This window comes from Pseudomonas sp. GL_090, from assembly GCF_057837765.1.
In genome coordinates, this window is sequence record NZ_CM174452.1 from 5,869,638 (window position 1) to 5,895,764 (window position 26,127).

21 protein-coding genes are annotated in these 26,127 nt (G+C 60.8%); 5 read left to right on the top strand and 16 right to left on the bottom strand.

Features of this window, described 5'->3' with window-relative positions:
• Positions 1 to 156 precede the first annotated feature (156 nt).
• From purU to AC3ITA_RS26620, 7 genes are all read right to left on the bottom strand, one after another.
• Positions 157 to 1,014: a formyltetrahydrofolate deformylase gene (purU, locus tag AC3ITA_RS26590; protein WP_007981374.1), complete on the bottom strand. Its 858-nt coding sequence runs from the start codon at positions 1,012 to 1,014 to the stop codon at positions 157 to 159.
• A gap of 150 nt (positions 1,015 to 1,164) precedes the next feature.
• Positions 1,165 to 1,797, bottom strand: a complete 633-nt coding sequence (locus AC3ITA_RS26595) for a sarcosine oxidase subunit gamma (RefSeq protein ID WP_095944903.1) — start codon at positions 1,795 to 1,797, stop codon at positions 1,165 to 1,167.
• A 158-nt stretch (positions 1,798 to 1,955) separates the two neighbouring features.
• A complete protein-coding gene (locus tag AC3ITA_RS26600; RefSeq protein ID WP_150672034.1) occupies positions 1,956 to 4,973 on the bottom strand; it encodes a sarcosine oxidase subunit alpha in 3,018 nt (1,005 codons plus the stop codon).
• The gene (locus AC3ITA_RS26605) at positions 4,970 to 5,299 is read right to left on the bottom strand and encodes a sarcosine oxidase subunit delta (RefSeq protein ID WP_046039383.1); all 330 of its coding nucleotides are present in this window, start codon (positions 5,297 to 5,299) and stop codon (positions 4,970 to 4,972) included. Before AC3ITA_RS26605 ends, AC3ITA_RS26600 begins: the two co-directional genes overlap by 4 nt.
• A 14-nt stretch (positions 5,300 to 5,313) precedes the next feature.
• Positions 5,314 to 6,564: a sarcosine oxidase subunit beta gene (locus tag AC3ITA_RS26610; RefSeq protein WP_007947735.1), complete on the bottom strand. Its 1,251-nt coding sequence runs from the start codon at positions 6,562 to 6,564 to the stop codon at positions 5,314 to 5,316.
• A 23-nt stretch (positions 6,565 to 6,587) separates the two neighbouring features.
• Positions 6,588 to 7,841 (bottom strand): serine hydroxymethyltransferase, encoded by a 1,254-nt coding sequence (glyA, locus tag AC3ITA_RS26615; RefSeq protein ID WP_046039380.1) that lies wholly within the window; start codon positions 7,839 to 7,841, stop codon positions 6,588 to 6,590.
• A gap of 284 nt (positions 7,842 to 8,125) precedes the next feature.
• Positions 8,126 to 8,878 carry a TraX family protein gene (locus AC3ITA_RS26620; RefSeq protein ID WP_489278814.1) on the bottom strand — a complete coding sequence of 251 codons (753 nt, stop codon included), beginning with the start codon at positions 8,876 to 8,878 and terminating at the stop codon, positions 8,126 to 8,128.
• Between the two features lie 131 nt (positions 8,879 to 9,009).
• On the opposite strand from AC3ITA_RS26620, the gene AC3ITA_RS26625 reads away from it, so the two are divergent.
• Together AC3ITA_RS26625 and AC3ITA_RS26630 are read left to right on the top strand one after the other, a co-directional pair.
• The gene (locus tag AC3ITA_RS26625) at positions 9,010 to 10,050 is read left to right on the top strand and encodes a threonine aldolase family protein (protein WP_095944899.1); all 1,041 of its coding nucleotides are present in this window, start codon (positions 9,010 to 9,012) and stop codon (positions 10,048 to 10,050) included.
• 200 nt (positions 10,051 to 10,250) lie between these two features.
• The gene (locus AC3ITA_RS26630; protein ID WP_489278816.1) at positions 10,251 to 11,075 is read left to right on the top strand and encodes an SDR family oxidoreductase; all 825 of its coding nucleotides are present in this window, start codon (positions 10,251 to 10,253) and stop codon (positions 11,073 to 11,075) included.
• A 130-nt stretch (positions 11,076 to 11,205) separates the two neighbouring features.
• Here AC3ITA_RS26630 and gbcB read toward each other — a convergent pair whose 3' ends face one another.
• The gene (gene gbcB / locus AC3ITA_RS26635; protein WP_095944897.1) at positions 11,206 to 12,306 is read right to left on the bottom strand and encodes a glycine-betaine demethylase subunit GbcB; all 1,101 of its coding nucleotides are present in this window, start codon (positions 12,304 to 12,306) and stop codon (positions 11,206 to 11,208) included.
• Between the two features lie 282 nt (positions 12,307 to 12,588).
• Here gbcB and gbcA point away from each other — a divergent pair, with 282 nt between their 5' ends.
• Positions 12,589 to 13,884, top strand: a complete 1,296-nt coding sequence (gene gbcA / locus AC3ITA_RS26640; protein ID WP_095944895.1) for a glycine-betaine demethylase subunit GbcA — start codon at positions 12,589 to 12,591, stop codon at positions 13,882 to 13,884.
• 791 nt (positions 13,885 to 14,675) lie between these two features.
• Here gbcA and AC3ITA_RS26645 read toward each other — a convergent pair.
• From AC3ITA_RS26645 to AC3ITA_RS26675, 7 genes are all read right to left on the bottom strand, one after another.
• Positions 14,676 to 15,842 (bottom strand): retropepsin-like aspartic protease, encoded by a 1,167-nt coding sequence (locus tag AC3ITA_RS26645; protein ID WP_489278818.1) that lies wholly within the window; start codon positions 15,840 to 15,842, stop codon positions 14,676 to 14,678.
• A gap of 277 nt (positions 15,843 to 16,119) precedes the next feature.
• On the bottom strand, positions 16,120 to 16,890 hold the full coding sequence (gene etfB / locus AC3ITA_RS26650; protein ID WP_489278819.1) for an electron transfer flavoprotein subunit beta: 771 nt from the start codon (positions 16,888 to 16,890) through the stop codon (positions 16,120 to 16,122).
• 15 nt (positions 16,891 to 16,905) lie between these two features.
• Positions 16,906 to 18,126, bottom strand: a complete 1,221-nt coding sequence (gene etfA, locus AC3ITA_RS26655; RefSeq protein ID WP_150672041.1) for an electron transfer flavoprotein subunit alpha — start codon at positions 18,124 to 18,126, stop codon at positions 16,906 to 16,908.
• Entirely contained in the window at positions 18,126 to 20,072 is a 1,947-nt protein-coding gene (dgcB, locus tag AC3ITA_RS26660) for a dimethylglycine demethylation protein DgcB (protein WP_414929543.1), read from the bottom strand. The genes etfA and dgcB overlap by 1 nt, the downstream gene beginning before the upstream one ends.
• Before the next feature lie 174 nt (positions 20,073 to 20,246).
• Positions 20,247 to 22,307 (bottom strand): dimethylglycine demethylation protein DgcA, encoded by a 2,061-nt coding sequence (dgcA, locus tag AC3ITA_RS26665; protein WP_414929542.1) that lies wholly within the window; start codon positions 22,305 to 22,307, stop codon positions 20,247 to 20,249.
• Positions 22,308 to 22,322: 15 nt separating this feature from the next.
• Positions 22,323 to 22,853 carry a DUF5943 domain-containing protein gene (locus AC3ITA_RS26670; protein ID WP_008048169.1) on the bottom strand — a complete coding sequence of 177 codons (531 nt, stop codon included), beginning with the start codon at positions 22,851 to 22,853 and terminating at the stop codon, positions 22,323 to 22,325.
• A 78-nt stretch (positions 22,854 to 22,931) separates the two neighbouring features.
• Positions 22,932 to 23,909, bottom strand: a complete 978-nt coding sequence (locus AC3ITA_RS26675) for a dipeptidase (protein WP_032829497.1) — start codon at positions 23,907 to 23,909, stop codon at positions 22,932 to 22,934.
• Positions 23,910 to 24,144: 235 nt separating this feature from the next.
• Here AC3ITA_RS26675 and AC3ITA_RS26680 point away from each other — a divergent pair, with 235 nt between their 5' ends.
• Both AC3ITA_RS26680 and AC3ITA_RS26685 read left to right on the top strand, forming a co-directional pair.
• Positions 24,145 to 24,546 (top strand): lysozyme inhibitor LprI family protein, encoded by a 402-nt coding sequence (locus AC3ITA_RS26680; protein ID WP_095944888.1) that lies wholly within the window; start codon positions 24,145 to 24,147, stop codon positions 24,544 to 24,546.
• Between the two features lie 61 nt (positions 24,547 to 24,607).
• Entirely contained in the window at positions 24,608 to 25,024 is a 417-nt protein-coding gene (locus AC3ITA_RS26685; protein ID WP_095944925.1) for a DUF3010 family protein, read from the top strand.
• Positions 25,025 to 25,155: 131 nt separating this feature from the next.
• On the opposite strand, the gene AC3ITA_RS26690 is transcribed toward AC3ITA_RS26685, so the two are convergent.
• Complete coding sequence (locus AC3ITA_RS26690; RefSeq protein WP_095944887.1) at positions 25,156 to 26,100, bottom strand: GlxA family transcriptional regulator; 945 nt, start codon at positions 26,098 to 26,100, stop codon at positions 25,156 to 25,158.
• Positions 26,101 to 26,127 lie beyond the last annotated feature (27 nt).

Below are 26,127 nucleotides of genomic sequence, written 5' to 3' on the forward strand. Positions count from 1 at the left end.
TTTTATGGAACCGCGTTGCCCAGGCAGGCAGCGCGTTAAGTGCTTGGGTTATTGCCTGTGTGTCTTGTGTTGTCTGTTATGCCGCTATCGCGAGCAGGCTCGCTCCTACAGGGGTATGCATTCCAATGTAGGAGTGAGCCTGCTCGCGATGGCAATCTAAAGAACGACTGTTCTGTTCGCGTTTAAAAACACGCGTCTCTCAATGTGATACCCGACGGCTCGGGCCAGGGTCAGCCCTTCGATATCCCGCCCCTTGGCAATCAGGTCTTCCGGGTAATGGCTGTGATCCACCGCCTCGACGCCCTGGGCAATGATCGGGCCTTCATCCAGGTCGTTGTTGATGTAATGCGCGGTGGCGCCCACCAGTTTCACGCCCTTGTTGTAGGCCTGGTGATAGGGCTTGGCGCCCTTGAAACCGGGCAGCAGGGAGTGGTGGATATTGATCGCCTTGCCATCGAGCTTGCGACACAGTTCCGGCGACAGCACTTGCATGTAGCGCGCAAGGATCACCAGTTCCGCACCGGACTCTTCAATCACCTGCCACACCTGACGCTCTTGCGACGGCTTGTCGTTCGGGTCCAGCGGGAAGTGGTAGTACGGAATCTGGTGCCAGTCAGCCAGTGGCTTGAGGTCCGGGTGGTTGGAGACCACGGCGGCGACGTCCATCGACAACTGGCCGATGCGCTGGCGATAGAGCAAGTCGTTGAGGCAGTGATCGGCCTTGGAGACCATGATCACCACTTTCGGCCGATAGTTCGGCGCGGTCAGTTCGAAGATCATGCCGAAGGCTTCACCGCGCTCGGCCAGGCCCGCGCGGAAGGACTGCTCGTCGAAACCGTCAGGCTGGCGGAACTCCACACGAATGAAGAAACGGCCCGAGAGCCGGTCATCGAAGGAATGGTGCTCGGTGACGTAGCAGCCCTGCTCGAACAGAAAGCGGGTCACCGCATCCACCGTGCCGAGTACGCTGGGGCAGTCGGCGGTCAGAATCCATGTGTCTGGGGCGCGGCTCATAGTACGGTGACTCCTGAGAAATCGGTGGATGCCTACTGTAGGAGTGAGCCTGCTCGCGATGGTCGTCAACGATGACGCGTACTTCCTGACTTAACGCGTCGCTCTCAAGTCCATCGCGAGCAAGCTCGCTCCTACAGGGTCAGGTGGTGATCAAGCCTGAACGCTCAGCCCGAACTCGGCAGAAGCATCCTGCAACCACAACCACCAGTACTCCGAGAAGCTGCGACGAATCAGCAGTTCCCAGGTGTCTTCGGCGGTGTGACGGATCATCAGTTGCGACTTGGCGAACACCGTGCCGACGGCTTTACCTACCGGGAAGTTGTTCGGATGCACGTCGTAGCTGGTGGATTTCATCAGCACCTGGCGCACGTTCGGGCCGCTCAGTTCGAGGAGTTGCTGGCCACCGCTGACGTTGACGATTGCAATGTGCAGATCGCCCAGTGCTTCGCGCAGTTTTTGCTCGGCGGCCAGTTCTTCACCGGTCGGCACGATCAGCAGCCATTCATCCGGCCCCATCCATTGCAGGCTGGTTTCACCTTTGACGATGACGCTCAGCGCACCCGGCAATTCGATGCCCAGGGCCTTGTGCACGCCCGCGGCGAATGCGGCATCGTGGCCATCGCCACGGATGGTCAGGTGGCCGAGGAGTTTTTTCTCACGCACGGTCACACCGGCGTTCTTGCGACCCTTGCCCACCAGGCTGGCGAGGTCGGCGTGATGCAGCGACGACTCGGCCTTGGCCCCGGTGGTTGGGCGTTGTTGGTAAACATTGGCTGCGGTCATAAAGCACCTGTTCTGAATTCTGTTGGTTCCTGTGGTGGCTGCACTGCCGCCATCGCGAGCAGGCTCACTCCTACAAGGGTTACGCGGTCACCTGTAGGAGTGAGCCTGCTCGCGATGAATTCACCACGGTGCAGCTGCACCCCACAGGATCCGAACCATCAAACGTTCTGGCGTTCGCCTTTCGGATCGAAGAACACCGAAGAAACGATTTCCGCCTCGATCACGCTGCCGTCGGCCAGCGGTGCGAACACGCGCTCGCCCATGCGGTTCAGACCGCCCTTGACCACGCCCATGGCAAACGAATAGCCCAGGGAGTTGTGCAGGTAACTGGAGGTCACGTGACCGACCATGGTCATCGGGATCGCCTGCTTGGTGTTGAACACCAGTTGCGCGCCTTCCGGCAGCCATTTGTTCGGATCGATCGGCTTCAGGCCAACCAGTTGCTTGCGCTGATCACGCACGCAGTCTTCACGGTTCATGCCACGCCAGCCGATCCACGAGAACGGTTTGGTGCGACCGACACACCAGCCCATGTTCAGGTCGTCCGGGGTCATCGAGCTGTCAGTGTCCTGACCGACGATGATGAAGCCCTTCTCGGCCCGCAGTACGTGCATGGTTTCGGTGCCGTACGGGGTCAGGTTGTACTTCTTGCCGGCATCGACGATTTTTTCCAGCACGCCCATGGCGTAGTCGGCTTGCACGTTGACTTCGTACGACAGCTCACCGGTAAACGAAATCCGGAATACCCGCGCCGGGACACCACCGACCAGACCTTCTTTCCAGGTCATGAACGGGAACGCTTCGCTGCTCAGGTCGATGTCGGTGACTTCAGCGAGCAGCTTGCGGCTGTTCGGCCCGGACAGGGTCATGGTCGCCCAGTGGTCGGTGACGGAGGTGAAGAACACCTTCATGTCCGGCCATTCGGTCTGGTGGTACAGCTCCAGCCACTGCAGTACGCGAGCCGCGCCGCCGGTGGTGGTGGTCATGACGAAATGGTTGTCGGCCAGGCAAGCCGTCACGCCGTCGTCGAAGACCATGCCGTCTTCTTTGCACATCAGGCCATAACGGGCCTTGCCCACATCGAGCTTGGTCCAGGCGTTGGTGTAGACGCGGTTGAGGAACTCACGCGCATCCGGGCCCTGGATGTCGATCTTGCCCAGGGTCGAAGCATCCAGCAGGCCGACGCTGTCGCGCACCGCTTTGCATTCGCGCTTAACGGCGGCATGCAGGTCTTCACCGGATTTCGGGAAGTACCAAGGACGCTTCCACTGGCCGACGTCTTCGAACTCGGCGCCGTTTTTCAGGTGCCATTGATGCAGTGCGGTGTAGCGCACCGGCTCGAAGATGTGCCCACAGTGACGACCAGCCACGGCGCCGAAAGTCACCGGCGTGTAGTTCGGACGGAACATGGTGGTGCCCATCTGCGGGATGGTCACGTTCAACGAGCGGGCAGCGATGGCCAGGCCGTTGACGTTGCCGAGCTTGCCCTGATCGGTACCGAAGCCCAGCGCCGTGTAGCGCTTGACGTGCTCGACCGACTCGAAGCCCTCGCGGGTCGCCAGTTCGATGGCGGCGGCGGTGACGTCGTTTTGCAGGTCGACGAATTGCTTCGGCGCCCGTGCGGTGTTCTTTTCATGAGGCACCTGGAACAGCGCCAGGGTCGGTTCTTCGAGACGGCTCAGGGCTTTCGGCAGTACGCCTTCGACCGATTGGAAGCCGGCTTCGGCAGCAGCGCGAACGCCACCTTCAAAACCGTCGGCCAGGGAATCGCCAAGGCCGTAGACGCCGTTGATACCACCGACGCACACGCGTTTCTGCGGTGCTTCGCCCGGTACGAAACCGAGGATATCTTCACGCCAGATCGGCTTGCCGCCCAAGTGCGAAGCCAGGTGAACCACCGGGCTGTAGCCTCCGGAGCTGGCGACCACGTCGCAGTCGAGCCATTCACCCGGGCTGGTCACGGTGTGGGCCTTGACATCGATCGCGGCCACACGGGCAGCGGTCACGCGCTTGCTGCCACGGGCTTCGATCACGGCGCTACCGGTGAGAATGCGGATGCCTTTGGCGCGGGCTTCTTCCACCAGCGCACCACGGGGATTGCTGCGGGCGTCGGCGATCGCCACCACTTGCAGGCTGGCATCGAGCCAATCCAGGGCAACGCGGTAGGCGTGGTCGTTGTTGGTCGACAGCACCAGCTTCTTGCCCGGTGCCACGCCGTAACGACGCACGTAGGTCGAGATGGCGCCGGCGAGCATGTTGCCCGGTACGTCGTTGTTGCCATAGACCAGTGGACGCTCGTGAGCGCCGGTCGCCAGTACCACGCGATTGGCGCGGACCCGGTGGATGCGCTGACGCACCTGGCCAATCGGTGCGCGGTCGCCGAGGTGATCGGTCAGACGCTCGTGAATGGTCAGGAAGTTATGGTCGTGGTAGCCGTTGACGGTAGCGCGCGGCAACAGCAGCACGTCCGGGGTGTTCTTCAGCTCGTCGATGACGCTGGCCACCCACTCCATCGCAGGCTTGCCGTCGAGGCTTTCGCGGGAGTCGAGCAGGCTGCCGCCGAACTCTTCCTGTTCGTCCGCCAGGATCACACGGGCACCGCTGCGCGCAGCGGCCAGTGCTGCGGCCAGACCGGCAGGGCCGGCACCGACGATCAGCACGTCGCAGTGCTGGTTCATGTAGTCGTAGGTGTCCGGATCGTTCTCGGTCGGCGAGCGGCCAAGGCCGGCGGCCTTGCGGATGTACTTCTCGTAAGTCATCCAGAACGATTGCGGGTACATGAAGGTTTTGTAGTAGAAGCCCGGCGGCATCAGCTTGCCGCCGACCTTGCCGAGAATTCCCATCATGTCGTTGTTCACGCTCGGCCAGCCGTTGGTGCTGGTGGCGACCAGGCCTTGATACAGCGCCTGTTGCGTGGCGCGCACGTTCGGGATCTGCGTGGCTTCGGTGGCGCCGATCTGCAGCACCGCGTTCGGCTCTTCGCTGCCTGCGGCGAAGATGCCGCGCGGACGAGAATACTTGAAGCTGCGACCAATGATGTCGACACCGTTGGCCAGCAGTGCAGCGGCCAGGGAATCGCCTTCGAAGCCTTTGTAGTTCTGGCCGTTGAAGGTGAAGGTCAAGACTTTGTTGCGGTCGATCCGTCCGCCGTTGGACAGGCGATTGATCTGGCTCATACCTTCTCTCCCAGAGCCGTGCTGGCCGCTTTCGGGCTATCGGTCTTGTCGGTGAATTGTGGCTTGGTGCCGATCTTGTAGGTTTCGAGAATCTCGTAGGTCACGGTGTCGCGGGTGACGTTGAAGTACTGACGGCAGCCGGCGACGTGATCCCACAGCTCGTGGTGCAGACCGCGCGGGTTATCGCGGAAGAACATGTAGTCGCCCCACTCCTCGTCGGTGCAGGTGTTCGGATCCAGTGGACGCGGGATGTGCGCCTGGCCGGATGCATGGAATTCCTCTTCGGAGCGCAGTTCGCCGCAGTGAGGACAGAAGATATGCAACATGGGGATTTCTCCTGTTAGTGGGCAACCGCAGCAGCGCCGTGTTCATCGATCAACGCACCGTTGTGGAAACGGTCGATGGAGAAAGGTGCGGCCAATGGGTGCATTTCACCCTTGGCCAGGCTCGCGGCAAATACGTTGCCCGAACCAGGTGTCGCCTTGAAGCCACCGGTGCCCCAACCGCAGTTGAAGAACATGTTCGGTACCGGTGTTTTCGAAATGATCGGGCAGGCATCCGGCGTGGTGTCGACGATGCCGCCCCACTGGCGGTTCATGCGTACGCGCGACAGCACCGGGAACATCTCGACGATGGCCTGGATGGTGTGCTCGATCACCGGGTACGAACCACGCTGGCCGTAGCCGTTGTAGCCGTCGATACCGGCACCGATCACCAGGTCGCCCTTGTCGGACTGGCTGATGTAGCCGTGTACGGCGTTGGACATGATCACGCTGTCGATAATCGGCTTGATCGGCTCGGACACCAGCGCTTGCAGCGGGTGGGATTCGATCGGCAGACGGAAACCGGCAAGTTTGGCCATGTGCCCGGAGTTACCGGCGGTCACTACGCCGACGCGCTTGGCGCCGATGAAGCCCTTGTTGGTTTCAACGCCGATGCACACGCCGTTTTCCTTGCGGAAACCGATCACTTCGGTCTGCTGGATCAGGTCCACGCCCAGGGCGTCGGCGGCCCGGGCAAAGCCCCAGGCCACGGCATCGTGACGGGCCACACCGCCGCGACGCTGGACGGTAGCGCCCATCACCGGGTAGCGAGTGTTTTTCGAGCAGTCGAGGTACGGAATCTCATCGGCAACCTGCTTGGCATCGAGCAGTTCACCGTCCACGCCGTTGAGGCGGTTGGCGCTGACCCGACGCTCGGAATCACGGATGTCCTGCAGGGTGTGGCACAGGTTGTAGACGCCGCGCTGGGAGAACATCACGTTGTAGTTCAGGTCCTGGGACAGGCCTTCCCACAGTTTCATCGCGTGTTCGTACAGGTGCGCCGACTCGTCCCACAGGTAGTTGGAGCGAACGATGGTGGTGTTGCGCGCGGTGTTACCGCCGCCCAGCCAGCCTTTCTCGACCACGGCCACGTTGGTGATGCCGTGTTCCTTGGCCAGGTAGTAGGCCGTGGCGAGACCATGCCCGCCACCGCCGACGATGACCACGTCGTAGACCTTTTTAGGGGTCGGCGTGCGCCACATTTTCTGCCAGTTTTCATGATGGCTGAGAGAGTGTTTGAAGAGGCCGAAGCCCGAGTAGCGTTGCATAGTCATTTACTCCAAAACCGCACTCAGCGATAAACCGGGAAGTCCGCGCACAGGGCTGCCACTTGCTCGGCGACATTGGCCTCGACATCGGCGTCGCCGAGGTTGTCGAGGATGTCGCAGATCCAGCCGGCCAGCGTGACGCACTGGGTCACCTTGAAGCCGCGAGTGGTGACCGCCGGGGTGCCGATGCGCAGGCCGGAGGTCACGAACGGCGACTGTGGATCGTTCGGGACAGCGTTCTTGTTCACAGTGATGTGGGCGCGACCGAGTGCTGCATCCGCCTCTTTGCCGGTGAGGCCCTGACGGATCAGGCTGACCAGGAACAGGTGGTTGTCGGTACCGCCGGACACTACATCGTAGCCGCGTTTGATAAACACGCCGGCCATGGCCTGGGCGTTGTCGATCACTTGTTGTTGGTAAACCTTGAAGCCAGGCTCCAGCGCTTCCTTGAAGCACACGGCCTTACCGGCGATCACGTGCATCAGCGGGCCGCCCTGGGCACCCGGGAAAACTGCCGCGTTGAGCTTCTTCTCGATTTCTTCGTTGGACTTGGCCAGGATCAGGCCACCACGCGGACCGCGCAGGGTCTTGTGGGTGGTGGTGGTGACCACGTCAGCGTAAGGCAGCGGGTTCGGATACAGACCAGCTGCGACCAGACCGGCAACGTGGGCCATGTCGACGAACAGCAGCGCACCGACCTTGTCGGCGATCTGGCGGAAGCGCGGGAAGTCCAGGGTCTTGGAGTAGGCCGAGAAGCCGGCAACGATCATCTTCGGCTTGCACTCGACGGCCAGGCGCTCGACTTCGTCGTAATCGATCAGACCGGTCTTGGTGTCGATGCCGTACTGCACGGCGTTGTACAGCTTGCCCGAGGACGACACTTTGGCGCCGTGGGTCAGGTGACCGCCGTGGGCCAGGCTCATGCCGAGGATGGTGTCGCCGGCTTGCAGCAGGGCCAGGTACACGGCGCTGTTGGCCGAGGAACCGGAGTGCGGCTGCACGTTGGCGTAATCGGCGCCGAACAGCTGCTTGGCGCGCTCGATGGCCAGCGCCTCAACCTTATCAACGTGCTCGCAGCCACCGTAGTAGCGCTTGCCCGGATAGCCTTCGGCATATTTGTTGGTCAGGCCGCTGCCTTGCGCTTCCATCACGCGCTTGCTGGTGTAGTTCTCCGACGCGATCAGCTCGATATGATCTTCCTGACGTTGCTCCTCGGCATTCATCGCCGCCAGCAGTGCATCGTCGTAACCCTGGATCTGGTCTTGCTTGCTGAACATCGCGTCTCTCCCAGCGGCGGCGGTGCGCCATTCGTCTCGGTGAGGCACTGGCGTTTCGGCAGTGCCCTTTGGTAGCGATGGTATGACTGGCTTGGAGTCGTCAAATGCCTACGGGCGCCACGCAAAGGTGCGTTTACGACATGACGGTAAATGGCATGCCGGACACGACCGTCGATCCGGCGCAGATCCTCTGTAGGAGCGAGCCTGCTCGCGATAGCGGTGGGTCAGCCACCATCATTACCGAATGTGGCGCCGCCATCGCGAGCAGGCTCACTCCTACAGGGTCAGGCGATGACCTGTCGCACTGCGAGCAATAACAGGAAATGCGCGGGATAGAGCGCATACGCCCAGCGCCGCATCGGCGGTGGTTTTACGCCCTTTGCATGTCGCAACAAGAACAGCCCGAGCCATGGCGCAATCAGGCACGTGACGATGGCCGGAATCGCCGCGACATTGCCCAGACGAGTGGCGTAATACAGTACCTGCCACTGATTGGCCGCCAGGCATACCACCCCCGCCAACAGCGCGAAATACCAGGGCCGCTGCAGTAACAGCAGCATCGCCAGCGGCAACAGCACGCCAAAAAACCCGAACATCAATCGCTGGGAGAAAACCCCTGCCAGCAGCAACGCGCCAACGGCCAGCAGGCGCGAGGCAAACACCGGCTGCTGCCAGCCACGAATCACCAGCAAACCCAGGGCAAGGGTGGGCAGTACGTTCAAGGTGTCGGGATTGGGAATATACATCCGGTAAGGAATTTCACTCACCGCGCTAAACAGCAACAACCAGCCCAGATAGCGCCACTGGCCACCGGTCGTCGTAGTTCGCGCGCGCGCCAGATTGGCCGCCATTGCCAGGCAGAACCACGGAAACGCCAGGCGCCCCGGCACATACAGCCAATCGGCGGAATAACCGACATATCGCAGGTGATCGAGCACCATGCTCAAAAGCGCCAGCCACTTGAGCAGATCCAGTGCACCGTCGCGCTGTTTTAAGTGCATGGCCTTGTGCATGCTCTTGTGAATAGTCACGTGCATAATTGCCCTTCGACTGTGTATGTTCCCGACAGCGACATCCTGTGCGCTCTACCTGACGATCTTGGGTACAGTGCGCACCCTCATTACCACGGGACGCTTCACCATAGGCATCTCGACCACGGAAGCAGGCCATGACCGACAAGAGCCAACAATTCGCCAGCGACAACTATTCCGGCATCTGCCCTGAAGCATGGGCTGCCATGGAACAGGCCAACCACGGCCACCAGCGCGCATACGGCGACGACGAGTGGACCGCCCGCGCGTCCGATGATTTCCGCAAACTGTTTGCGACCGACTGCGAAGTGTTTTTCGCCTTCAACGGCACCGCCGCCAACTCGCTGGCGCTGTCGTCGCTATGCCAGAGTTACCACAGCGTGATCTGCTCGGAAACCGCCCACGTCGAAACCGACGAATGCGGCGCCCCGGAGTTCTTCTCCAACGGTTCCAAACTGCTGATCGCCCGCACTGAAAACGGCAAGCTGACCCCGGAATCGATCCGCGAAGTCGCGCTCAAGCGCCAGGACATCCACTACCCGAAACCCCGCGTTGTGACCCTGACCCAGGCCACTGAAGTCGGCAGCGTCTACACCCCGGACGAAATTCGCGCCATCAGCGCCACCTGCAAGGAACTGGGCCTGAACCTGCACATGGACGGCGCACGGTTCTCCAACGCCTGCGCATTCCTCGGCTGCACTCCGGCTGATCTGACCTGGAAGGCCGGCGTCGACGTGCTGTGCTTTGGCGGCACGAAAAACGGCATGGCGGTGGGCGAGGCGATTCTGTTCTTCAACCATAAACTGGCTGAAGACTTCGATTACCGCTGCAAGCAAGCCGGGCAGCTGGCTTCAAAAATGCGCTTCCTGTCGGCGCCGTGGGTCGGGATCCTGGAAAACGACGCCTGGCTCAAATACGCCAACCACGCCAACCACTGCGCGCAATTGCTGGCCGAACTGGTCAGCGACATCCCTGGCGTGGAACTGATGTTCCCGGTACAGGCCAACGGCGTGTTCCTGCAACTGTCGGAACCGGCCATCGCCGCACTGACCGCCAAGGGCTGGCGCTTCTACACCTTCATCGGCAACGGCGGCGCACGCTTCATGTGCTCGTGGGATACCGAGGAAGAGCGCGTGCGTGAATTGGCGCGGGATATCCGTGAAGTGATGTCTCACTAACGCCACAAACCCTGTGGGAGCGAGCCTGCTCGCGATGAGGCCCGATCATTCACCAGATCTGCTGGATGAAAGACCGCTATCGCGAGCAGGCTCACTCCTACAAAAGCCCTCCGCATCCCCTGACAGTCCGCACCTGAAGACTTCGTCTACATTGTCTGTCGAGCCACCCCGCTCACATAACAACAATCAGGAGCGTCAGCATGTCATTGCAAGGCAAAACCCTGTTCATCACCGGCGCCAGCCGCGGCATCGGTCGCGAGATCGCGCTGCGGGCCGCACGCGATGGGGCCAACATCGTGATCGCCGCCAAAAGTGCCGAACCCCACGCCAAGCTGCCAGGCACGATTTTCAGTGTGGCCAAGGAAGTGGAAGCCGCGGGCGGCAAGGCGCTGGCCTTGCAGGTGGATGTGCGTGAAGAGGATGCCGTACGTGCGGCCCTGGCCCAGGCCAACGAACATTTCGGCAGCATCGATGCACTGATCAACAACGCCGGGGCGATCAAGCTCACCGGGGTCCAGCACCTTGAGCTCAAGCGCTTCGATCTGATGCACCAGATCAACACCCGCGCCGTCTTGCTGTGCAGTCAGGCTGCGTTGCCGTACCTGAAGAAGTCCGGCGGCCACATCCTCAACCTGTCTCCGCCGCTGAACCTGGCCACCAAGTGGTTCGCCCAATACAGCCCCTACACCGTCACCAAGTACGGCATGAGCATGCTGACTTTGGGCATGAGCGAGGAATTCAAGAACTACGGGATCAGCGTCAACTCGCTGTGGCCACAGACCATGATCGCCACTGCCGCGATCGAGTTTCAGCTGGGGTCGAGGGAGTCGTTCAAGCATGCGCGTCTGCCGACGATCATGGCGGATGCCGCCCATGTGATTCTGAGCAGCGCAAACCGCAGCCTGACCGGGCGCTTGCTGATTGATGAGGAAATTCTGCGGGAAAGCGGTGTGACGGAATTCGAACACTATCGGTTCGCGCCCGACAGCAGCGACAAGCTGATGACTGACCTGTTTATTGACTGAAACACCCTCCCCTGTAGGAGCGAGCATGCTCGCGATGAACCTGAGAACGCCGCGGGGTGTCAGGTTGCAAGCGTTATCGTTGACGTCCATCGCGAGCATGCTCGCTCCTACAGGGGTTATTGCGTGACCATCAATATTCGATCCGCACATCCCCCTTCGGCACGCTGCAGCACGACAGGATGAACCCTTCCGCTTCGTCTTCCTCGGTGATCCCGCCGTTGTGATCCATCTCCACTTCGCCGCCCAGCTTCAGTACCTTGCAAGTCCCGCAAATCCCCATGCCGCAGGCTTTCGGAATCATCAGGCCGACTTTGGCCGCCGCCGCATGCACGGTCTCGCCCGGGGCCACACGAATGCTCTTGCCGGACGCCGTGAATTCCACCTGGTGCAGATCCGCCACGTCGACTTCCGGCGCCTCGGCCGCTTGTTCGGCGTGTTCCACGGCGTCAGCGCGCGCCTCTGGCGGGGTCGCACCGAAGGATTCTTCGTGATAACGCGACATGTCGAAGCCAGCGGCTTCCAGCAAGCGCTTGACCGCATTCATATAGGGTGTCGGCCCACAGCAGAACACTTCGCGCTCAAGGAAGTCCGGCGCCATCAATTCAAGCATTCTGTGGTTCAGGTAACCGCGATAACCGGCCCAGGGCTCACCCATGCCGTGCTTCTCGCAGATCAGGTGCAGGCTGAAGTTTTCGATCCGCGATGCCATATGTTCCAGTTCGCGGTGGTAAATGATGTCTTTGGGCGAACGGGCGCTGTGAATAAACACCATGTCGACATTGCCGTTGGTGTCATAGAACCAGCGCGCCATGGACATGACCGGCGTGATACCAACGCCGCCGCTGAGGTAGAGCACTTTCGGCGCGGTGAAGTCCATGGCATTGAACAGTCCGACCGGCCCGTGCACCGCCAGCTCCTGGCCTTCGTGCAGCGTGTCGTGCAGCCAGTTGGACACCTTGCCGCCCGGCACGCGCTTGATGGTCACCGAAAAGCTGTACGGCACTGACGGCGAGCTGGAAATGGTGTACGAACGCATGATCGGCTGGCCTTCAATCTCCAGCTCCAGGGTGACAAACTGCCCCGGTTTGAAGAAGAACAGGATCGGCTGGTCGGCCATGAAGCAAAAGGTGCGCACATCCCAGGTTTCCTGGATGACTTTGACGCAACGGACGATGTGTCGACCATTGGCCCAGGTCTGGGTGGTTACCGGGTTCAGGAAGCTGTTGGACATGCTGATCTCCACGGCCGACTGCCGGCCTTCATGTTGGCGATTCTGCGTATAGCGCGAATCATCCATTTACCTATCTGCGACATTGACATGCTTATCGCGACCAGCCCCCAACGACCGGGGCTTGCGCGTCGGGAACAGATTGCACCATGTCGCCCATGGATAAGGTTCTGGCCAGCGCCGGCCCCACACTCGCCCCATACCAAGACACAACCATTACACCTTGCGTAGCAACCCTGATTAGCCACTTTCGCCGGCCACGCAGATGGCCTTGAGGATTAAACGATGGACGTCACTACTACCCTGAGCCTGGGCGATCCGCTGGAACCCGCACGCAAGGCCACCGCACAGATGCTGCAAGAGCGCGAGCGCACGTTCTCGCTGCCGCAGCCGTTTTACTCTGACGAACGCCTGTTTGATATCGACATGCAGGAAATCTTTCAGAAAGAGTGGTTGATCGCCGGCATGACCTGCGAGATCCCGACCAAGGGCAACTACCTGACCCTGCAGATCGGCAAGAACCCGATCATCGTCATTCGTGGAGCCGAAGGCGTGGTGCATGCGTTTCACAACGTCTGCCGCCACCGTGGCTCGCGCCTGTGCACCAGCGACAAGGGCAAGGTCGCCAAGCTAGTCTGCCACTACCACCAGTGGACCTACGAACTCGACGGCCGCCTGCTGTTCGCCGGCACCGAAATGGGCGCCGACTTCGACATGAACCAGTACGGCCTCAAGCCGGTGAACGTGAAGACCGCTGGCGGCTACATCTTCATCAGCCTGGCGGAGAACCCGCCGGCCATCGATGACTTCCTGTCGACGCTCAACCATTACATGGAACCGTACGACATGGAAAACACCAAGGTGGCAATTACCACCACCTTGATGGAAAAGGCCAACTGGAAACTGGTGCTGGAAAACAACCGTGAGTGCTACCACTGCAACGCGTCGCACCCGGAACTGCTGAAAACCCTGCTGGAGTGGGACGACGTTACCGACCCGCGCGCGGACCAGGCCTTCAAGGACCACGTAGCCGCCTCCGCCGCTGCCTGGGAAGCCGAGAAAATCCCTTACGCCCACGCCAGCTTCGGCCTGCGTAACCGCATCGTGCGCATGCCGCTGCTCAAGGGCACCGTGTCGATGACCATGGACGGCAAACAGGGCTGCGCCAAGCTCATGGGCCGCATCAAGAACCCGGACCTGGGCTCGATGCGTATCCTGCACCTGCCGCACTCCTGGAACCATTGCATGGGCGACCACATCATCGTGTTCACCGTGTGGCCGATCAGCGCCCAGGAAACCATGGTCACCACCAAGTGGATCGTGCACAAGGATGCGGTCGAAGGCGTGGACTACGACGTGGAGCGTATGCGCCAGGTCTGGGACGCCACCAACGACCAGGACCGTCGCCTGGCCGAAGAGAACCAGCGCGGCATCAACTCCACCGCGTACCAGCCTGGTCCGTACTCCAAGACCTATGAGTTCGGCGTGGTCAACTTCGTGGACTGGTACAGCGAGCGCCTGCTGAGCAACCTGGGGGCCGAGCCTGCGCCGTACCTCAAGGGTGTACCAGTACAAGGCTGAAGCAACTCCCTGTAGGAGCGAGCTTGCTCGCGAAAAACCCAAAGCCACCGCTGGCATCTGGTTTTAAGCGTTATCGTTCACGACCTTCGCGAGCAAGCTCGCTCCTACAAGGGGCTTGCCCGCGACAGGTTTTCTCTCAGCGCATTAGAACTGTACGAAATATGACCTATCTCGTTCAGGCCTATGCCCGCCGCACCTCCCAGCCTTCCGCGAACAAGTTATCCACATCTCCACCCACAGCTATTGGGGACAACTGTGGAAAGACCGCAAATTTTCTTCACAAAACCCAAAGATAAATCGTGACTTGTCCAGAAGCATGCTTCCACGGGCGAGCTGATCGTTTTTTAGCCACAAGTCTGAAAGACACGGACTGCGTAGCTTACAGAGGATCGCAAACACCTTATCCACAGAAACGCCAACAGACTTTGGGGTTAACTTCGAAGGCTCTGTGGAAAACCGCTACAACCCGTAAGAAACCGGTGTTTGCGTGGAATTCCATGGCTCAAACACACCAATTGATCACTTTTTGATCGAACCCATGAAAGCCGCTGTTTATAAGGCCTACAGCCGATAACAAACATCTTATCCACAGAAGCGCCAACAGAGATTGGGGGCAAGTCGGCATCTACAGCAGCACTTATCCCCTTGAAAAAGCTTGGAAAAACCACGAGCAACACTGGTTGTTTTTTGAACGACGACTTGCAAGGCTTGATTTGTATGGGGTGTAGCGAGGGGCGAACATGTTATCCACAGAACCACCAACAGGGATTGTGGGTAAACACCGACGTTGCTCAAACTTTATTGAGGCATGAGCGACCTGAATCCAGGTCCAGGTTCAACTCAAAGTCTTTGAACGCGCGCCATCCGAGCAATATCGACGGGACGTATTGCCCACCAATCAGCGACGGCGGGATGGTAAAGCCCGGGTAGTATTTGTAGGTGACCGCCATGGTGTTGCCTTGCAGGGCCAATACGCCGTCGTAGCGTTGGAAACGCTTGTTGTCGTTGGTGGAAACGCTTGAGCTTCCGGGTGTCAGCCCCTGCACGACACTGAGCTGTCTGCCGGGCGACGAGGCCGTCAGGTAGTCGACATTTCCGGTATCGATGATGGCCTGCGTTGCCCGGCGATCCAGCTGTGCGGCCATCACCAACCGTTGATTGAGATCCAGGCGGCTAATGACAATCGACGCATCACAGCGTGTGGCCGGCGGCGGATTCAGCTCCAGTGTTCTGCTGGTGATCCTCAAGCGCCCCAGCTTGCCGATCAGATCGAGCCCCAACAGATTATCCCGGTCGCTGACAAAGACCAGGACGTTCCTGAACTCGCGGGTGCCGACTTTCAGCGACCGGAGAATTCCCAGTCTCGCGGCCAAGCCCTTTTCGCCATAAAACGTGCTGTAGCGATAAAAAGCATCGGGCAACAACCTGATGCCCATCTGTTTCGCAGTGTCGATGTTAACCCGGGTTTGCGGTGCGCCCGTGTCCAGGACAAAACGCGCCGAGACACCATTGGCCGCGCCGACCTCGATAAATGGCAGCACTTGTTCAGCAGTGTATGAGTCGTCAGCATACGGATGAAGCGGCAGCACCTCATGCCGCGCCGAACCGTTGATCGTGAAATCGCCGGTCGCCGCCAGGATAGCCAGTGATTTACTGCCAAACGTGGAGAACAGGGGCTTCAGATCGGCGCTGGCGGCAATCGCCCGGGCATGCCTGGCTTTTATCGCCAGGTAGTATTCGGGGATTTGGTTGACGGCCTTGGCTTCGAGCATTCTGGCGAAGACCGTCACCGAACAGCTGAGGTGTCTATCGGCATCCAGCACCTTGTCGCACTGTTGCCGCAGTTGCGCCAGGGACGCGCTACGACCCTGTTCGGAGTCTATCCAGCGGTAAAAATCCTGATCAGCCTCGGACGCTTTTGTCTGGGCCGCAGAGATCAAGCCTGTGGATAACCACATGGCCAATGCACAGAGCAACAGAAGAGCGAAAGTCCTCATATTCAGACCAGTCATAAAAACAGGGTTTTATGAGTCAGCGCTGAATGTCTGAAAACTCCCGAAAGCATGCCGCACCCTTGATCAGCGCATAGAAAACTGTAGCTCACCGGGCTGACGAGTGTGGTGCGGGACGAAGAGATCCTGTGGGAGCGAGCTTGCTCGCGATGACGGAGTATCAGTCGACATCAATGCCGCCTGATACGACGCTTTCGCGAACAAGCCGCCCCCACAGTGTTTGCTAGCGAACTACACCTTCTTCAATCAGCAATTTGAGGATCGCCTCGGCGCCGGCCTGAGCCGTCACACCCTTGAGCACCTGCCCGCCTCCACCACTGGCCTTGGCCGTCGCGGCTTTCATGCGGTCGGCGCCACTCTTGGCCTTGATCACCTTCAAGCGCTTGGGCCGTGGCTTGGCCGGTTGCAGGGTGGCGACCGCGAGCAGCTCATCGTCGATGACCTCGACGTCCTGCGCTTGCAGCACGCCGCGTCGGGCCGGGCCATAAGCGCTCTGCCGAGGCTTGGGCGCGGCGTTATCCACCGTTGCCAGGAACGGCAGGCGCACCTTCAGACGACGACGCTGACCGCGCGGCAAGGCTTGCAGCACCAACGCCGAACCGCCACCGATGGACTCGACCTGCGCCAGCCCCACCACCAGCGGCCAGCCCAGGCTTTCGGCGAGCAGGAAGGGCAGCATGCCCGAGCCTTCGCCGGTTTCCGCCTGACTGCCGGTCAACACCACCTGAGCACCGGCATCGCGCAGATACTCGGTCAGCGCTGGTAGCGCATCGGCGCCTTGCGGTTGCTCCAACACATGCAGTTGCTCCAGCCCCATGCCCAGGTAAGCGCGCAATGCAGGCTCGGCGATGTCGCCGGCATGCAGCACCTGCAGGTTATCCCCAGCCAATTGCAGGCCCAGTTCTACCGCCCGTGCATCCTGTTCCGCGCGACGCGGTCGACCGGACGTCGGGTGGGCACCGATGGACACCAGGCTGATGATTTTCGTGCTCATAACCCTTTCCTTCCCTTAAGCCGCATCGCGCTTGGCGTCGTTGCGGTAAGCCTCTACCGCCTCGATCAAGGCTTGAAGAATCTCCGCGCTCTCACCGATCACCGAGAGGTCCGCGCGCTTGATCATGTCGCAGCCTGGGTCGAGGTTGATCGCCACCACCTTGTCGCAGGCACCGATGCCTTGCAGGTGCTGGATCGCCCCGGAAATCCCCACTGCCACATAGACCCGTGCCGTGACCCAGGTGCCGGATGCGCCGACCTGGCGGTCGCGGGCCATGAAGCCGTCGTCCACCGCCACCCGCGATGCGCCTTCGGTCGCGCCGAGGGCTTCGGCGGTCCTGTGGAAAAGTCCCCAGTCCTTGACCCCGTTGCCGCCGGAGAAAATGAACTCGGCTTCGGCCATGGGAATTGCCGCCGGATCGACGGCCACCGCGCCCAGATCTTCGATCCGCGACAGGCTACGCGCCACGGTTGTGGATAACTCCACCGGCAAGGCTTCGTGACGGGTTTCGCTGACCGGTTCGGCGCATTCGACAGCCGCCAGAATCAACCGCGCCAGCGGCCGCGCCAGGTCTTGCAAACCGGCACCGGCACGGCCGATACACTCCTGATCCTTGACCTGCCAGACCCGCGTGGCCGGGCGTTCGCCCAGGGCGGCGGCAAAGCGCCGACCCAGTTCACCGCCACCGGTGCGACTGTCCGGCAGCAACCAGTGACGCGGGCTGAACTGGTTATCCACAGCCCGCAGGCCCTGGACCCGTTGTTCCGGTGCATAACCGTTGAATTCTTCGCCCTCAAGCACCAGCAGACGGTCGACGCCCGCCGTGGCAAAAGCGCTCTCCTTGTGCTCACCGAACACCACGGCCAGCACTGCGCCGTCGCTGCCGGCCAGTTGATGGGCCAGGCCCAGCAGGTCGCGGTCATGACTGCTCAAGCGACCACCGACCATGTCCGGCACCACGCTGATGTAAAACGCCGGCGCGGCCACCTGATGCAGCGGCAATTGCACTTCGACGGCAGCCGAGCGCTTGGTCGCCCCGCCCTGTTGAGCACCGCTGCGGTCGATGCGTTTGATGCCGTTGGGGCCAATGAAACCGACACCATGGGGATTTTTGCGGATGACGCCGTTAGGCCCCATCCAGCTGTGTTGTGCCGGCTGCATGGCCGCGTGCAACGGGTGCAGACGGTTGCGTGCAATCCATTCGGCCCGGGGGTCGCGGCGGATAATGTCGCTCATCAGTGCACCTCCGCAGGTTCACGTTTTGCCGGCGCGGCCGGCTTTGCCGCGTCGTCTTCCAGCAGCGCGTCGGCCACCAGTTCGGCAATGTCCTTGATCAGCGGACGGGGTTCGACCACGCCTTCGAGCATCGCCGTACATTGTGGGCAACCCACGGCCACCAGTTCGGCGCCGGTTTCGCGGATGTCTTCCATGCGCATGTCGGGAATGCGCTGCTTGCCCGGAATGTCGGTGATCGGCGCGCCGCCACCACCGCCGCAGCAGCGGGAGCGGAAGCCGGAACGTTGCATCTCTTTCACTTCGATCCCGAGGGCACGCAACACCTGACGCGGCGCCTCGTATTCGCCGTTGTAGCGGCCGAGGTAGCACGGGTCGTGGTAGGTCACGCTGTCGCCTTTGTGCTGGCCGAGATTGAGCGCGCCAGCATCGATGATTTCCGCCATGTAGGTGCTGTGGTGCTGCACCAGGTAGTTGCCATCGAAGGCGCCGTACTCGTTTTTCAGCACATGGAAGCTGTGCGGGTCACAGGTGACGATACGGTTGAAACTGTATTTGGCCAGGGTCTGGATGTTGCGTTTGGCCAACAGCTGGAAGGTCGCTTCGTCGCCCAGGCGCCGGGCCACGTCACCACTGTCACGCTCTTCGAGGCCGAGCACGGCGAAGTCGATTTTCGCCGCTTTCAGCACTTTCACGAAGGCGCGCAGGGTGCGCTGGTTGCGCATGTCGAAGGCGCCGTCGCCGACCCAGAACAGCACGTCGGTGGATTTCTTTTCGCTGAGCAGGTTGAGGTTCAAATCTGCCGCCCAGTTCATCCGTCCGCCCGGCGCGAAGCCGCCGGGGTTGTCGGTGGCGATCAGGTTTTCCAGGACTTCGGCACCCTTGTTCGGGGTTGCGCCTTTTTCCAGGGTCAGATGGCGACGCATGTCGACGATGGCATCGACGTGCTCGATCATCATCGGGCATTCCTCGACACAGGCACGGCAGGTGGTGCACGACCACAGGGTTTCGGCGTCCACCAGGCCGTTGACGATCGGTTGATGCGGATTGCCTGCGTGCTCACCGATGGCCTTGCCCGGATACGGACTGCCGGCAAACTTGGCATCGGTGCCGCCGGCCAGGCCGACGACCATGTCCTGAATCAGTTTTTTCGGGTTCAGTGGCTGGCCGGCGGCGAACGCCGGGCATGCCGCTTCGCATTTACCGCACTGCACGCAGGCGTCGAAGCCGAGCAATTGGTTCCAGGTGAAATCCTTGGGTTTTTCCACGCCCAGCGGCGCGCTCGGGTCGCTCAAGTCCAGAGGCTTGAGGCCCGTGGACCGACCACCGCCAAAGCGTTCGGCGCGACGGTGCCAGGCCAGGTGCAGCGCACCGGCGAAGGCGTGCTTCATCGGCCCGCCCCAGGTCATGCCAAAGAACAGTTCCGACACGCCCCACAACACGCCAACCCCGAGAACCGACGCCAACAGCCAGCCACCGAAGTTTTCCGGCAGGATGCCCGCCACCGGCAGGGTCAACAGGAAGAACGAGGCCGAGAACGCCAGCAGGCTTTTCGGCAGGCGCATCCACGGGCCTTTCGACAGGCGCGACGGCGGGTTGCGTCGACGCAGGTAAACAAAGATCGCGCCGACGAACATAACCGCCGTCATCAACAGCAGTGCGTAGCCGAGGAAGCGATTATGCAGGCCGAAACCATGCACCAGGATCGCCAGCACGATGGACGCCACCGCACCACCCGCCGTGGCGACGTGGGTGTTGGCAATGTATTTGTCCCGCGCGACCACATGGTGCAAATCGACCATGTAGCGCTTGGGCATGGCGAACAGGCCGCCGATCAGGTCGACTTTCGAAGCCCGGCCCCGGCGCCACATGGCCACCCGCCGCAACGCGCCCAGGACACCAAGGCCAAGGGCTGCGAACAACAGGATAGGAAGAAGGGTGTTCAACATAGGTGAAGCTCCCAAAGACATCGGGCTTAACTATCTGGATGCCTTGCTTGATCCCTTGTAGGAGCGAGCCTGCTCGCGAAAAACCTGAGAACACCGCGTTGAATCAGACTCCCCGCGTCATCGTTCACGTCCATCGCGAGCAAGCTCGCTCCTACAAGGGTTATCCACAAGCTCTTAGAAATCCTTGCACAACCGTAGCGCGTCGTAGATCGCAGCGTGTGTATTGCGCTGAGCCACGCAGTCGCCGATACGGAACAGCAAGTAGCCGTCACCCGTGGTGCTCAGCGAAGGTTGCGGCTTGATCGCGAACAAAGCTTCGATGTCCATCTGGCCTTTGTTGCGCGAGCCTTCCTTCAGCGAGTAGTAGATTTCTTCGTCCGGACGCACGCCGTTTTCCACCACCACCTGGTCGACCACCCGCTCCTCTTTGGCACCGGTGTATTCGTTCTCCAGCACCGCCACCAGCTTGTCGCCTTCGCGGTAGACCTTCTCCAGCATCATGTCGCCGGTCATGATCACTTCTTTGGGGTACATGCTGCGGTAGTAAGTCGGGAACGACGTACCGCCGATGGCCACACCCGGTTTGATGTCGTCGGTGACGATCTCGACCTGGCTGCCTTTGTCCGCCAGGTAGTCGGCGACCGACATCCCGGTGAACTCACAAATGGTGTCGTAGACCAGCACGTTCTTGCCCGGCGCCACCTTGCCGTCGAGCACGTCCCAGCTGCTGACCACCAGGCCTTCAGCCGCGCCCCAGTGTTCGTTCTGCTCCAGGAACGGATGACCGCCGACGGCGAGTACCACCACATCCGGACGCAGGTCGAGAATGGTCGCTGCATCCGCCGCCACGCCCAGGCGCAGGTCCACCTTCAAACGCGCCAGTTCCAGCTGGAACCAACGAGTGATACCGGCGATCTGATCCCGCTGTGGAGCTTTCGACGCGGTAGTGATCTGCCCGCCGATGAATTCTTTCTTCTCGAACAGGGTCACGTCGTGGCCACGTTCGGCCGACACGCGAGCCGCTTCCATCCCGGCAGGACCGGCACCGACCACCACGACTTTGCGCTTCACACCGGTCGACTTCTCGATGATGTGCGGCACGCCCATGTATTCACGGGAGGTCGCGGCGTTCTGGATGCACAGCACGTCCAGGCCCTGGTACTGACGATCGATGCAGTAGTTGGCGCCGACGCACTGCTTGATCTGGTCGACCTGGCCCATCTTGATCTTGGCGATCAGGTGCGGATCGGCGATGTGGGCGCGGGTCATGCCGACCATATCGACGTAGCCGCCCTCCAGAATACGGGTGGCCTGGTTCGGGTCCTTGATGTTCTGCGCGTGCAGTACAGGGGCCTTGACCACTTCCTTGATACCGGCCGCCAGATGCAGGAATGGCTCCGGTGGATAACTCATGTTGGGGATAACGTTGGCCAGGGTGTTGTGGGTGTCGCAACCTGAACCGACCACGCCGATGAAGTCGATCATGCCGGTGTCGTCGTAGTACTTGGCGATCTGCTTCATGTCCTCGTGGGACAAGCCATCCGGGTGGAATTCGTCACCGCAAAGGCGGATGCCGACGCAGAAGTCCGGACCGACTTCCTTGCGCACCGCCTTGATCACTTCCAGGCCGAAACGCATGCGGTTCTCGAAGCTGCCGCCCCATTCGTCGGTGCGCTTGTTGACCCTCGGGCTCCAGAACTGGTCGATCATGTGCTGGTGCACGGCGGACAGTTCAACGCCGTCCAGGCCGCCGGCCTTGGCCCGTGCCGCTGCCGTGGCGTAGTTGCCGATCACGCGCCAGATTTCTTCCGGCTCGATGGTCTTGCAGGTCGCACGGTGCACCGGTTCACGGATGCCCGAAGGCGACAGCAGGGTTGGCCAGTGCTCGCCGTCCCAACGCGAGCGTCGGCCCATGTGGGTAATCTGGATCATGATCTTGGCGCCATGCTTGTGCATGGCATCGGCCAGGTTCTGGAAGTGCGGAATGATCCGGTCGTCCGCCAGGTTGACCGACTTCCACCAGCCTTGCGGGCTGTCGATGGCGACGCTGGAGGAGCCGCCGCAAATCGCCAGGCCGATCCCGCCCTTGGCTTTCTCTTCGTAATACTTGACGTACCGGTCGGTGGTCATGCCGCCGTCGGTGGCATAGACCTCGGCGTGCGCGGTGCTGAGCACGCGGTTGCGGATGGTCAGTTTGCCGATCTGGATCGGCTGGAACATTGCTTCGAAAGCCATGGCGGGTTCCTCGACTTACAACGGCTTGACGGTGAACAAGCCGTCTTCGTGGCCCTCTTCGGAGCCACCGTAGACTTGTTCGGCCACGGTGCGGATCTTGCTGCCGCGAGCGGCGAGGATCTGGTCCATGGCCCCTGCAAACCAGCCAGTGAACATATAGTCGACCTTACGCCCGACCTTGCCGTACACGTAGACAAATGCCGAGTGTTCGAGCTTGACACTGGCGGTGCCTTTGTCGAGGTCGATGTCCTGGATCTTGAACAGACCCCAACCGCGCTGCGACAGGCGCTTCATGTAGTGCTCGAACACCGCGACGCCTTCCAGGCCGTGGCATTCGGCTTCTTTTTCACACCAGTGCCAGGCGGACTTGTAGCCGGCCTTGTAGAGGATTTCGGCGTAGGCTTCGGCGCCCAGCACTTCCTCGATGCCCATGTGGTTGTTGACGAAGAAATGGCGCGGCACGTACAGCATCGGCAGGGCGTCGGAGGTCCAGACACCGGTTTCGCTGTCGACTTCGATTGGCAATTGCGGGGCGATCTTGGCCATGGAAACTTGACTCCAGAAAATTCGTTGTGTTGCCCGCTGCTCGGATGGCAGCGGGAAAGGATTCAGAGGTGCTGTGGCTTACTCGCCCCAAACGTCCTTGAGAACGTTGACCCAGTTCTCGCCCATGATCTTGCGCACCACGCGCTCGGAGTGGCCGCGCTTGAGCAGGGTCTCGGTCAGGTTCGGGAACTCGCCCACGGTGCGGATACCCAGCGGGTTGATGATCTTGCCGAAGCTGGTCAGACGGCGGGCGTAGCCTTTGTCGTGGGTCAGGTATTCAAAGAAGTCCTGGCCGTGGCCCTGGGTGAAGTCGGTACCGATGCCGATAGCGTCTTCGCCGACGATGTTCATCACGTACTCGATGGCTTCGGCATAGTCGTCGATGGTCGAGTCGATGCCCTTGGCCAGGAACGGCGCGAACATGGTCACGCCGACAAAGCCGCCATGGTCGGCAATGAACTTGAGTTCTTCATCGGACTTGTTGCGCGGGTGCTCCTTGAGCCCCGACGGCAGGCAGTGGGAGTAGCAGACCGGCTTCTTCGATTCGAGGATGACTTCTTCGGAGGTCTTGGAACCGACGTGGGACAGGTCGCACATCACGCCAACCCGGTTCATCTCGGCGACGATTTCGCGACCGAAACCCGACAGGCCGCCGTCACGCTCGTAGCAACCGGTGCCCACCAGGTTCTGGGTGTTGTAGCACATCTGCACGATACCGACGCCCAGTTGCTTGAACACCTCGACATAGCCAATCTGGTCTTCAAAGGCGTGGGCATTCTGGAAGCCGAAAAGGATGCCGGTCTTGCCCTGCTCCTTGGCCTTGCGGATGTCGGCGGTGGTGCGGACCGGAATCACCAGGTCGCTGTTCTCGCGGATCAGCTTCTGGCTCGCGGCGATGTTGTTGACGGTGGCCTGAAAGCCCTCCCACACCGACACGGTGCAGTTGGCCGCGGTCAAACCGCCCTTGCGCATGTCTTCGAACAGTTCACGGTTCCACTTGGCGATAATCAGCCCGTCGATAACGATGCTGTCGGCGTGCAATTCGGCTGGGCTCATCAGGCTGTCCCCTATTAGCGATTCATGCGCCGAATCGTCTGCCGGCGCTTTGGGGCCAGCATATGCCTCGGTGCAGGGGCAGCCGGGTGCAAAAACGACAGGGGGTTTGCCGAAAGCGTCAATCCGCGACAAAGGGTCGTCGCCAGGCACAATCTGCGACCTGTTCAAGGCCCTCGGCTTGGGCCAGAATTCGCCGCATCACTGGATGCTTCACTGGACAAGAGCGGCGACGATAATGAAATCGATCATTCTGGCAATGGCAATGATTGCGACCGGCGTACACGCAGCGCAGGTGTCCGACGACAACCCGTGCGACAAAGTCGAAAACGACATCCAGACCCTGGAATGCTCGGCCTTCAGCAAAACCTCCGCCGAAGACCTGTTGAGCGAAAACCTCAAAAGCCTGAACGACCGCATGCAGTCGCTCTACGGCAAGAACCCGTCGCAACTGACCGACGTCACCGCAAAAATCAAGGCCGCCCAGGCCCAATGGCTCAAAACCCGCGATGCCGATTGCGCCGTAGAAGCCTTTCCGGCCACGGCCGGCAGCAAGGCATTCACCATTGCCCAGAACGATTGTGTGGCGCGGATGAGTGATGAGCGATCGGAGTTTTTGGAGTCGATTGGGCAGGAGTGATCCGTTCCCCAGCCAGCTTGAGCTGTAAGCTGCACACCCTCTGTCACTAATGGGATTGAACATGAAAATCTGCGGCATCGAAATCAAAGGCAGCGAAGCGATCATCGCCGTGGCCACGCTGGACGGTCAGGCGCTGGGCCATGTCGCACTCGCCACCAAGAAAATCGCCCTGGACGATGACGACGAAGCCGCCAACGTCAAACTGTTCGCCGCTCAGGTTGCGTCCTTTGTTCGCGAGAACTCGATAGACCGCATTGCGATCAAGAAGCGCAGCAAGAAAGGCGAGTTCGCCGGGGGGCCGACCACGTTCAAGATCGAGGGGGTTTTCCAGTTGCTGGAGAATTGCGAGGTGATGCTGTTGTCGCCGCAGACCATCAATGCCCAGGCCAAGAAGCACAACTTCGAATTGCCGGGAACGCTGAACAAGTACCAGCATGAGGCGTACAAGGCGGCGTGTTCGGCGCTTTTGAAGAAGTAACAGGTCTTCCTGACAGAACAAACTAACTGTGGGAGCCAGCCTGCTGGCGATGGCGGTGCATCAGTCGATATTCATGTGTCTGACATACCGCTATCGCCAGCAGGCTGGCTCCCACAGGGGGTATCAAGTATTCATGCCTTGGCGGTACGCCGATCCTCCCGCGGGCACCGCTCATACTTCGCCCGATAACTGCGGGTGAAGTACGACGGCGATTCAAACCCGCAGGCAATACTGACCTCCAACACGCTCATGTCGGTCTGCCGCAGCAACTGCCGGGCCTTTTCCAGCCTCAATCGAAGATAGAAATTGCTCGGTGTGTCGTTCAGGTGCAGGCGAAACAGGCGCTCCAGCTGGCGCCGCGTCACCTTGATCGATTCCGCCAGTTCCAGCGTGCTAAGCGGCGGTTCGCTGTGTTGCTCCATCTCACCGATCACATGCACCAGTTTCTTGTTGCTGAGGCCATAACGCGTGGCGACTTCCATGCGCTGGTGGTCTTTACGCGGGCGGATGCGGCCGAGTACGAATTGTTCGCTGACCTGGATCGCCAGTTCCGGGCCGTGAGCCTGGGCGATCAGATCCAGCATCAGATCAATGGAAGCGGTACCGCCGGCGGAAGTAATGCGCCGGCGATCAATCTCGAACAGTTCCTGGGTGACGCTGAGCTGTGGATAAGATTCCTTGAAGGCATCGATGGCTTCCCAGTGCAGGGTCAGGCGATGGCCATCGAGCAGGCCGGCTTCTGCGAGGATGAAGCTGCCGGTGTCGATGGCACCGAGGGTCACGCCTTCATTGTCCAGGCGGCGCAGCCAGTGTTCCAGCGCCGGCGTGGTGAACTTCAGGGGTTCGAACCCTGCGACCACCAGCAGTGTCGCACCTTTCTTCAACGGTTCCAGCGCCGCATCGGCGTTGACCGACATGCCGTTGCTGGCCAACACCGCCCCGCCATCCGCGCTCAGCACATGCCAGCGATAGAGTTCGCCACGAAAGCGATTGGCGACCCGCAACGGCTCGATGGCCGAGATAAATCCAATGGCCGAGAAACCCGGCATCAACAAGAAGTAGAAATCCTGGGACATGGAGCGCACTCGCTTAGCAGGTAACAG

Coding starts and splice junctions, on each gene's coding strand:
- purU (WP_007981374.1), bottom strand. CDS start 1,014: ATGAGCCGCGCCCCAGACACATGGATTCTGACCGCCGACTGCCCCAGC.
- AC3ITA_RS26595 (WP_095944903.1), bottom strand. CDS start 1,797: ATGACCGCAGCCAATGTTTACCAACAACGCCCAACCACCGGGGCCAAG.
- AC3ITA_RS26600 (WP_150672034.1), bottom strand. CDS start 4,973: ATGAGCCAGATCAATCGCCTGTCCAACGGCGGACGGATCGACCGCAAC.
- AC3ITA_RS26605 (WP_046039383.1), bottom strand. CDS start 5,299: ATGTTGCATATCTTCTGTCCTCACTGCGGCGAACTGCGCTCCGAAGAG.
- AC3ITA_RS26610 (WP_007947735.1), bottom strand. CDS start 6,564: ATGCAACGCTACTCGGGCTTCGGCCTCTTCAAACACTCTCTCAGCCAT.
- glyA (WP_046039380.1), bottom strand. CDS start 7,841: ATGTTCAGCAAGCAAGACCAGATCCAGGGTTACGACGATGCACTGCTG.
- AC3ITA_RS26620 (WP_489278814.1), bottom strand. CDS start 8,878: ATGCACGTGACTATTCACAAGAGCATGCACAAGGCCATGCACTTAAAA.
- AC3ITA_RS26625 (WP_095944899.1), top strand. CDS start 9,010: ATGACCGACAAGAGCCAACAATTCGCCAGCGACAACTATTCCGGCATC.
- AC3ITA_RS26630 (WP_489278816.1), top strand. CDS start 10,251: ATGTCATTGCAAGGCAAAACCCTGTTCATCACCGGCGCCAGCCGCGGC.
- gbcB (WP_095944897.1), bottom strand. CDS start 12,306: ATGTCCAACAGCTTCCTGAACCCGGTAACCACCCAGACCTGGGCCAAT.
- gbcA (WP_095944895.1), top strand. CDS start 12,589: ATGGACGTCACTACTACCCTGAGCCTGGGCGATCCGCTGGAACCCGCA.
- AC3ITA_RS26645 (WP_489278818.1), bottom strand. CDS start 15,842: ATGTGGTTATCCACAGGCTTGATCTCTGCGGCCCAGACAAAAGCGTCC.
- etfB (WP_489278819.1), bottom strand. CDS start 16,890: ATGAGCACGAAAATCATCAGCCTGGTGTCCATCGGTGCCCACCCGACG.
- etfA (WP_150672041.1), bottom strand. CDS start 18,126: ATGAGCGACATTATCCGCCGCGACCCCCGGGCCGAATGGATTGCACGC.
- dgcB (WP_414929543.1), bottom strand. CDS start 20,072: ATGTTGAACACCCTTCTTCCTATCCTGTTGTTCGCAGCCCTTGGCCTT.
- dgcA (WP_414929542.1), bottom strand. CDS start 22,307: ATGGCTTTCGAAGCAATGTTCCAGCCGATCCAGATCGGCAAACTGACC.
- AC3ITA_RS26670 (WP_008048169.1), bottom strand. CDS start 22,853: ATGGCCAAGATCGCCCCGCAATTGCCAATCGAAGTCGACAGCGAAACC.
- AC3ITA_RS26675 (WP_032829497.1), bottom strand. CDS start 23,909: ATGAGCCCAGCCGAATTGCACGCCGACAGCATCGTTATCGACGGGCTG.
- AC3ITA_RS26680 (WP_095944888.1), top strand. CDS start 24,145: ATGAAATCGATCATTCTGGCAATGGCAATGATTGCGACCGGCGTACAC.
- AC3ITA_RS26685 (WP_095944925.1), top strand. CDS start 24,608: ATGAAAATCTGCGGCATCGAAATCAAAGGCAGCGAAGCGATCATCGCC.
- AC3ITA_RS26690 (WP_095944887.1), bottom strand. CDS start 26,100: ATGTCCCAGGATTTCTACTTCTTGTTGATGCCGGGTTTCTCGGCCATT.